Origin of the sequence: Actinomadura montaniterrae (assembly GCF_008923365.1) — a bacterium.
Classification (GTDB): domain Bacteria; phylum Actinomycetota; class Actinomycetes; order Streptosporangiales; family Streptosporangiaceae; genus Spirillospora; species Spirillospora montaniterrae.
In genome coordinates this window covers 1-8,224 of record NZ_WBMR01000319.1, presented here as the reverse complement: position 1 = coordinate 8,224, position 8,224 = coordinate 1, and the positions used below count along the sequence as shown (strand labels likewise).

Here is an 8,224-nt window from a genome sequence, read left to right as displayed (position 1 = left end):
CGGCGCGGCGCGCCGCAGGCGGGCGGGCGCGCCGGTCGGCCGGGGGGTGCTCAGGCGGGGGCGGCGGTGAGGGTGCGCGACAGCTGCGCGTACACCTCGTCCCAGAACGCCACGTGCTCGCCGATCTCCCGGCGCGCCGCCCGCGCCATCAGCGCCTCATCGGCGAAGTAGCCGTTGACCAGCACGTCCCACAGCGCCGCGAACGTTTCAGGCCCCTTGGTCTCGTGCAGGCTGAGGAACTCCAGCCCCGAGACCACCCCGTAGTGCGCGGCGAGTGCGTCGATGACCACGCGGTTGCGGACGGGGCTGGCGATCTCGCGGCCCGCCAGCGCCGCGACGGCCTCCGCGCCGTCGCGCTCGGGGGCCAGGAACCGGTCGGGGAACGACGCGCAGTAGGCGGCGGTCACCGGCAGCGGCGCCACCGACGACGGCCGCCGGACGCCCAGCGCCCGCAGCATCCGCACCGCCAGGCCGTGATGGTCCCCGCCGACCTCCTCCTCGATGTGCGAGGTCAGCCCCGACAGCACCCGCGAGGCGTCGAACTCGGTACCGAACGCCGGGCTCTTCACCACGCAGACGCCGAGCCACCGGTGAAATTGGTTCCGCCACAGGTAGTACTGCCCGAAAACGTCGCGGACCACCTCGATCGGAGCCTTTCCCGTCCGCAGATCGGAAAAGAACGCGCTGTCGTCCAGCGTTACCCGGGCGTGGGCGAGGAGGTCGGCCGATACGGCGGATCCAGCGAGCGAGGTCATGTTTCTCCAATGATCTGCGGCCATTTCGTGTCCGTCATCGCCGCACGTCGAGGCGGGGTTTCGACGCTTTCACGCCCGCGGGCGGGCCCGCCGGGGCCAAGGCCCGCGGACGCGCGATGCGACACGCTAACTGCAGAACCTAACCGACGTTCATCGCCCGCCCAATATCGCCTTCACCGGCCCATTACCGTTGCCGCCGCGACACCTTGCACGACCGTGCCGCCGTATGGTATTTCCCGGCCGGTGACGGGACGGGCTGCGCCTTTATCGCAACACCCCCCGCCCCACGCGTTTCTGCCGTGCACCCCGGCCCCGGCGCCGGGACCGATACCGCCCGCCCCGATGGCCGGATCCGGCCGTGAGAATCTCACCGAACCCGCCGCCGACGCCGATACGCGACGCCCCGGACGCGCCCGCATCCGCACCCGGGGCCGGACCCGCGCCGCCATCGCCCGCATCGTCGCCGCTCAGCCCGCGACCGGGCCACCGCGGTCAGGCCACCGCGCGCAGCCGGTCGTCCAGCTCCTCCAGGTCGGCGACGAACCAGACGTGGTCGCCCGCGTTCGACTCCCGCACCAGCGCGCGCAGTGCCGGGCTCTGCGCCAGGTGCCGCGAGATGTCCCCGACGACCGCCAGCCGCAGCCGGTAGTTCACGAACTTCTGCATGACCTCGCCCGCGAACCGCGTGCCGAGCGAGAAGAACCGCCCGTCCAGCCGCGCCGCCGGCACCGCCACCACCTGCGCGCCCAGGAACACCGCCCCGATCAGGTCGAGCGCGTCCTGCTCGGTGGCGACCGGCGGCCCGTCCGGGTCGCACATCAGCACCTGCACGCCCGCCCGCTCCCGCACCTCGTCAGCCATCGCCGTCCTCCCTCCCGCCGGCCGGGCCGTCCTCCAGGACGCCGCCGTCCAGCACCGCCTCGATCAGCCGCAGCACCTCCGCGGTGGCCGCCACCCCACCCAGCACCACGATCTTCATGCGCCCGCGCTCCTCGTCGTGGACGGTCTGGACGCGCACCGCGCCCCCGCCACCGCGCCCGGTGTTCACCCCGGCCAGCACGACGGTGGCGAGCCGGTCGGCGGCGACGCGGCCGACCCCGTCGACCTGCACGATGCTCGACACCTCCGCCCGCTCCGCGCCCCCGCCGCCCGGTCCGCCGCCCCGCTCGCCGCCGGCCGGGCGCGGCCCCCCGGTCAGCGCCTCCAGCGCCGCCGCGGAAATCCGGTACTGCTTGCCGATCCGCACTGCCTCCAGCCGCCCGGCCCGGATGTAGCCGCGCACCGTCCGCACGTGCAGCCCGAGGAGGTCCGCGACCTCCTCCACCGAATACATTCGCTCCGCCATCACTCCGCAAACTACCCTAAGAACGGTCAGATGAGGAAGTTTGCGGAACATAACCCGGATGCTGGAACGGCCGGCGCGGGCGTAGCGTGGCCCAACGGACGCACAGCGGCACACGGGGGAGAGGCGAGGGATGGCGGACCGGGAACGCGGGACGGTCACCGTGCTGACCGGGCCGTGCGGCGCCGGGAAGAGCACCGTCGCCCGGCTGCTGGCCGGACGGCTCGCACCGAGCGTGCGCCTGCACGGCGACGACTTCTTCGCCGTAATCGCCCAGGGCGCGATCCCGCCCTACCTGCCCGAGGCCCAGCGGCAGAACGAGACCGTCGTCGCCGTCCAGGCCGCCGCGGCCGCCGGATACGCCGCCGGCGGCTACCACGTGGTGTTCGACGGGGTCATCGGGCCGTGGTTCCTCGGCCCGTTCCGCCGCGCCGCCGCCGGCGCCGGCGTCCCCCTGCACTACGTGGTGCTGCGACCCGACCGCGACACCGTGCTCGCCCGCGCCACCGGCCGCGGGCCCGGCGCGCTCACCGAACCCGGACCGGTCCTGCGGATGTTCGAGGAGTTCGCCGACCTCGGCGAGCACGAGCCCCGCGTCCTGGACTCCGCGGCCCTCACCCCCGAGCAGACCGCGCGGGCCGTCGAGCGCGGGATGCAGTCCGGCGCCTACCGCCTGCCCTGACCCCGGCCCGACCGGCACGGCGCACGCGGCGGGGCGGGGCGGGGGCGTCACAGGCAGGAGGCGATGCAGTCCAGGACGCGCTCCAGCCCGTAGGCGAACTGCTCGGCGGGCTCCATGTGCGGCAGCGCCGCGTCCTTCACCACCCGGGCGAACATCGGGTGCTCGCCGGCGTCGAGGAGCTGCTGGACGTAGGGGGAGCTCTGGCGCATCAGGTCCTGGATCGTCGTGCCCGTGCGGAGCCGCTCGCGCTCGCGTTCGATCTCGGCGCGGACGGTGGTGACGACGTAGCCGTTCAGCATGGTCACCAGCGTGATGATGTCGTCGACCGGGATGCCGACGTCCAGGGCGCCGAAGCCGAACTCCAGGATCCGCAGCTGGTTCGGGCCGAACGTCGGGCGGGCGCGGTGCAGGTCGGCCAGCCACGGGTGCGCCAGCCACATCTCGCGGGTGTTGCGGGCGACCAGCGCCAGGTCGGCGCGCCAGTCGCCGGTCGGCCGGTCCGGGACGTCCAGGGTGCCGACGACGTGGTCGTACATCAGCTCGATCAGGTCGTCGCGGGAGGGGACGTAGCGGTACAGCGACATCGCGCCGGTGCCGAGCTCGGCGGCGATCCGCCGCATCGACGCCGCCTCCAGCCCGTCGGCGTCGGCGATCCGCACCGCCGCCTCGGTGATCTGCGCGCGGCTGTAGGCGGGCCTGGGGCCGCGGCCCTGCCGTTCGGGGACCGCGAAGATGCTGACCGCCTCGACGTCCGCCACCGTGCTCCCTCCGCCGCTCGCGGGACCCCGTCCGGCTCCTCCCGCGGATTCTGGTTGCGTACATCGTACTCGGTTGTTTAGCCTGGCGTCACTCAACCGCGTACGGCGTACCCAATGGAGGCGATGATGCCGGACGAACCGATCGTGTCGGCCGAGGCGCTGCACAAGCGCTACGGCGGCACCAAGGCCCTGGACGGCCTGGACCTGGCCGTCGCCCCCGGCACCGTCTGCGGGCTGCTCGGCCCCAACGGCGCCGGCAAGACCACCGCCGTGCGGATCCTCGCCACCCTCGCCGACGCCGACTCCGGCCGCGCCCGCGTCGCCGGCCACGACGTCGCCGCCGAACCCGACCGGGTCCGCGCCGCCATCGGCCTCGCCGGCCAGTACGCCGCCGTCGACGAGAAGCTCACCGGACGCGGCAACCTGCGCATGTTCGGCCGCCTCTACCACCTGCCCCGCCGCGAGGCCCGCCGCCGCGCCGACGAGCTGCTGGAGCGGTTCGGGCTGATGGAGGCCGCCGACCGGCAGGTGCAGGGCTACTCCGGCGGCATGCGCCGCCGCCTCGACCTGATCACCAGCCTCATCCTGCGGCCCCGGGTGCTGTTCCTGGACGAGCCCACCACCGGCCTGGACCCGCGCAGCCGCGGCGAGATCTGGGACGCCGTCCGCGGCCTGGTCGCCGACGGCACCACCGTCCTGCTCACCACCCAGTACCTGGACGAGGCCGACCGCCTCGCCGACGACGTCGTCGTCATCGACCACGGCCGCGTCATCGCCGGCGGCACCCCCGACGAGCTGAAGGCCTCCATCGGCGACCGGCTCGACGTCGCCCTCGCCGACCCCGCCGACGCCGGCGAGGCCGCCCGCGTCCTGGCCGGCCTCGCCGGCGCCCACCCCGACCTGGACGGCGCCCGGCTCACCGTGCCGCTCACCCGCGGCGCCGTCCGGCTCGCCGACGTCGTCCGCGAACTCGACCGCGCCGGCGTCGCCGCCGAGGACGTCGGCCTGCGCCGCCCCACCCTGGACGAGGTGTTCCTGCGCCTCACCGGCCGCGACGCCGACCCCGCCGCCGACCCCGCCGCCGACGCCGCCGCCGACGCCGACCAGCACGCCGACCAGCCCGGCCGGCGGAAGGAGACCGTCCGATGAGCGCCCCCGCCCTGCCCGCCCGCCCGTCGTCCCTCGCGGCGCGGCTGCGCTGGACCGCCGCCGACGGCCTCACCCTCGTCGGGCGCGAGCTCGGCCGGCTGCGCCAGGAACCCGGCGAGCTGATCGCCGCGCTGATCTTCCCCGCCGTCATGGTGGTGCTGTTCGGGTACGTGTTCGGCAGCGCCATCACCGTCCCCGGCGGCGGCAACTACCGCGAGTACCTGATGCCCGGCCTGTTCGTCATGGTGTCGTTCACCTCCGTCATGGCCGTCACCATGCGGGTCGCCACCGACGCCTCCCGCGGCGTCATGGACCGGTTCCGCGCCATGCCGATGGCGCGCTCGGCCGTGCCGTTCGGGCAGGCCGGCGCCGACCTGCTCAACGGGGTCCTCGCGCTGGTCATCATGGCCGCCACCGGCCTGGTCGTCGGATGGCGCGCGCACCGCGGCCTATGGCCCACCGCCGAGGCGTTCCTGCTGCTGGTGCTGCTGCGGCACGCGCTCAGCTGGGCCGGCTGCTTCCTCGGGCTGGTGGTGAGGAACGAGCAGACCGCCGACCAGTTCGTCCCGCTGGTGTTCCCGGTCACCATGCTGTCGAACTCCTTCGTCCCGACCGGCGGGATGCCCGGCTGGCTGCGGGCCGTCGCCGACTGGAACCCCGTCAGCGCCGCCACCGCCGCCTGCCGGCAGCTGTTCGGCAACCCCGGCGCGCCCGCCGCCCACACCGACCTCGCCTGGCCCCTCGCGCACCCCGTCGCCGCGACGCTGCTGTGGTCGATCGCGCTGACCGCGGTGTTCGCGCCGCTGTCGGTCCGCACCTTCCACCGGCGCGGCCGCTGACGGGGACGAGCCCGCGACCGGACGGGCCGCGCCCCCGGCGACGTCCTGCCCGGGGGCGCGGCCCGCGCGCTCACACGCCGAACGGCGCCGCGTACTCGATCACACCGGACGGCACCGGGCCCGGGCCGCCGCCGAGCACCAGCGCCATCAGCGCCTCGTCCGGCACCTCGAACCCGGCCGAGATCCCCAGCGACGACGCCCGCGCGAACCCGAACCGCGGGTAGTAGCCGGGATGCCCCAGCACCACCACCAGCCGCTCACCGCGCCGCTCCGCCGCCGCGAGGACCGCGCGGACCGCCGCGCCGCCCGCACCGCGCCGCTGATCCCCGGGCAGCACCGCCACCGGCGCCAGCGCCAGCGCGTCCGCACCGCCGACCCGGCAGCGCGTCAGCAGCGCGTACCCGGCGACGCGCCCGCCGGGGGCCTCGGCCACGAACGCCAGGCCCGGCAGCCACGCCGGGTCCCGGCGCAGCGCGTCCACCAGATCGGCCTCCCCGGCCGTCGGGAACGCCGCCTCCAGCACCCGGCGCACCGCCGCCTGGTCCGCCGCCGTCTCCGGCCGCGTCGCCCACGTCCCGCTCACCGGCCGCGCCCCCGCTCCTTGTACATCTGCCGCTGCCAGCGGCTGACGGCCTTCCACTTGTCGCGCTGCTCGGCGCGCAGCCGCGCGTCGGTCCGCGAGGCGATCCACGCGTTCTCCCGCAGCAGCTTGCGGTAGCTGTCCAGCCGCCGCTGCGGCAGCGACCCGTCCGCGGCCGCCGCCAGCACCGCGCAGCCCGGCTCGGCCAGGTGCGCGCAGTCGCCGAACCGGCACGCCCCGGCCAGCTCCTCGATGTCGGCGAACGCCTGCCGCAGCCCGTCGCCGGCGTCGTACAGCCCGACGCCCCGCAGCCCCGGTGTGTCGATCAGGACGCCGCCGCCCGGCAGCGGCAGCAGCTCCCGCCGGACGGTGGTGTGCCGGCCCTTGCCGTCCGATGCGCGGACGTCGCCCGTGGCGAGCACGCCCGAGCCCAGCAGCGCGTTGCCGAGCGTGGACTTGCCCGCGCCCGACGGCCCGACCAGCACCACCGTGCCCGACAGGACCGCCGCGACGACGTCCACGCCGTCGCCGGTCGCGGCGCTGCACGCCACCACGTCCACGCCCGGAGCGGCGGCGGCGACGTCCGCCTCCGCCTCGGCGCGGGAGGCGGCCTGGTCGGCCTTGGTGAGCACCACCACCGGCCGGGCACCGCTCTCCCAGGCCAGCGCCAGCATCCGCTCCAGCCGCCCGAGATCCGGGTCCGGCACCAGCGGCACCGCGATCGCGACGGTGTCGACGTTGGCGGCCAGCACCTGGCCGCGCGAGTCCCGCGCCGCCGACGACCGGACGATCGCGGTGCGGCGCGGCAGCAGCGCCGCCAGCACCGGGCGCCCGTCCGGGCCGTCCGGGCGCAGCGCCGCCCAGTCGCCCGTGCACGGCGCCGCCGCCGGATCGTCCGGCGACCCGAGCGCCCCGGCCGACGCCCGGCCCGGACCCGACTCGGTCACCACGTCGCACAGGCCGCGGTCCACCGCGGCGACCCGCGCCGGCACCAGCCCGGCCGCGCGGTGCGCAAGGAAATCGTGCTCCAGGGTCTCGTCCCAGCCGTAGGCGGACAGGGCGGACCCGTCGAAAGAAGACAACGGAATGGAACCCTTCACAGGAAAGGGGCCTCGGCGAGCGCGCCGGACGGAACGGACCGGGGTCAGCCGGAGGCCCGGGAGATGAGGAGGCTGTGGCTGCCGCACGCAGCAGCGACCGCGACGACGGCCATCCGACCTCACCCCCCTTTCGGTTCCGCCCGCCACCCTAGCCGCCCGCCCCATGCCCGGGCCAACCGATTTTCCCGGGCCCCAGGGGTGCGCCCGGGCCCGGCCGCGGGCGAAGGGGAGTGGAACGGGTAAACGGAAAGTATGGTGATTTGAGGCGGCGGAACGTGATGGGGGACGTGACCGTGGACGAAAGGGACCAGCGGGACCGGCGGCCGCACGAGCCGCAGCCGCGCCCGCACGGGCGGAACCGGCCCGAGCCGCACCGGCCCGAGACGCGCCCGCAGGAGCGCGGCCTCGCCGAGCGCGCCGACCAGGCCGCCGCCGAACGCCTGGAAGAGCTGTGGAACGGCCTCGCGCCCGTCGCCGGCGGCGCCGCCCGCCTCGCCACCACCGTCAGCGAACCCGTCCGGCACGCCGCCCGCGACGCCGCGTCCCTCGCCGCCGCCCGGATCGTCGAGCAGATGGCCGGCACCCCGGTGATGCGCGCCGTGGAGAAGGCCGCCCGCGACGCCGCCGTCAAGGCCGCCTCGGCCGCCGCCGAGAAGGCCGTCCGGGAGGCCCGCGCCGCCGCCGAGGCCAACCCCGCCACCGCGCCCGCCGTCGAGGCCGCCACCGCCGCGATGACCCTCGCCGAGCAGGCCGCCCAGCACCCCATGGCGGTCGCCGCGCGCCGCCTGGCCGCCCGCAGCCCCCTCGCCCGCGCCGCCACCGCCACCGCCCTGGACATGGCGGGCCGCACCATGACCAGCGCCGCCGCCTCGCCCGCCGTGCAGGCCGCCACCCGCGCCGTCGTGGACACCGCCATCGACGCCGTCGCCGACGCGGCCGTCGACGCCGCCCTCGTCGCCGGCCGCGACCTCGTCGGACGCGTCGTCCGCGAGACGGCCCGCGAGACCGCCCGGGACCTG

9 protein-coding genes and 1 pseudogene are annotated in these 8,224 nt (G+C 76.0%); 4 read left to right on the top strand and 6 right to left on the bottom strand.

All coding sequences use genetic code 11. From position 1 onward, the window contains the following. Positions 1–50: 50 nt before the first annotated feature. The 3 genes from F9B16_RS46930 to F9B16_RS46920 all read right to left on the bottom strand — a co-directional run bounded on the left by F9B16_RS46930 (position 51) and on the right by F9B16_RS46920 (position 2,100). Positions 51–755, bottom strand: a complete 705-nt coding sequence (locus F9B16_RS46930; RefSeq protein ID WP_192809342.1) for an iron-containing redox enzyme family protein — start codon at positions 753–755, stop codon at positions 51–53. 492 nt (positions 756–1,247) lie between these two features. After that, a complete protein-coding gene (locus tag F9B16_RS46925; RefSeq protein ID WP_151546753.1) occupies positions 1,248–1,616 on the bottom strand; it encodes a DUF4180 domain-containing protein in 369 nt (122 codons plus the stop codon). Beyond that, positions 1,609–2,100, bottom strand: coding sequence for a helix-turn-helix domain-containing protein (locus tag F9B16_RS46920; protein ID WP_225992575.1), 492 nt, complete (start codon positions 2,098–2,100; stop codon positions 1,609–1,611). Before F9B16_RS46920 ends, F9B16_RS46925 begins: the two co-directional genes overlap by 8 nt. A gap of 130 nt (positions 2,101–2,230) precedes the next feature. On the opposite strand from F9B16_RS46920, the gene F9B16_RS46915 reads away from it, so the two are divergent. After that, on the top strand, positions 2,231–2,779 hold the full coding sequence (locus tag F9B16_RS46915; RefSeq protein WP_192809341.1) for an AAA family ATPase: 549 nt from the start codon (positions 2,231–2,233) through the stop codon (positions 2,777–2,779). A gap of 47 nt (positions 2,780–2,826) precedes the next feature. Here F9B16_RS46915 and F9B16_RS46910 read toward each other — a convergent pair whose 3' ends face one another. Beyond that, the gene (locus F9B16_RS46910; protein ID WP_151546752.1) at positions 2,827–3,537 is read right to left on the bottom strand and encodes a TetR/AcrR family transcriptional regulator; all 711 of its coding nucleotides are present in this window, start codon (positions 3,535–3,537) and stop codon (positions 2,827–2,829) included. 126 nt (positions 3,538–3,663) lie between these two features. Here F9B16_RS46910 and F9B16_RS46905 point away from each other — a divergent pair, with 126 nt between their 5' ends. Continuing rightward, entirely contained in the window at positions 3,664–4,686 is a 1,023-nt protein-coding gene (locus tag F9B16_RS46905) for an ATP-binding cassette domain-containing protein (RefSeq protein ID WP_151546751.1), read from the top strand. Then, positions 4,683–5,525 carry an ABC transporter permease gene (locus F9B16_RS46900; protein ID WP_151546750.1) on the top strand — a complete coding sequence of 281 codons (843 nt, stop codon included), beginning with the start codon at positions 4,683–4,685 and terminating at the stop codon, positions 5,523–5,525. Before F9B16_RS46905 ends, F9B16_RS46900 begins: the two co-directional genes overlap by 4 nt. A 70-nt stretch (positions 5,526–5,595) precedes the next feature. On the opposite strand, the gene F9B16_RS46895 is transcribed toward F9B16_RS46900, so the two are convergent. Together F9B16_RS46895 and rsgA are read right to left on the bottom strand one after the other, a co-directional pair. After that, positions 5,596–6,108, bottom strand: a complete 513-nt coding sequence (locus F9B16_RS46895; protein ID WP_151546749.1) for a GNAT family N-acetyltransferase — start codon at positions 6,106–6,108, stop codon at positions 5,596–5,598. Next, on the bottom strand, positions 6,105–7,187 hold the full coding sequence (gene rsgA, locus F9B16_RS46890) for a ribosome small subunit-dependent GTPase A (RefSeq protein ID WP_225992574.1): 1,083 nt from the start codon (positions 7,185–7,187) through the stop codon (positions 6,105–6,107). The genes F9B16_RS46895 and rsgA overlap by 4 nt, the downstream gene beginning before the upstream one ends. 311 nt (positions 7,188–7,498) lie before the next feature. On the opposite strand from rsgA, the pseudogene F9B16_RS46885 reads away from it, so the two are divergent. Beyond that, positions 7,499–8,224 (top strand): annotated as a pseudogene (locus F9B16_RS46885) (hypothetical protein); the annotation flags it as partial.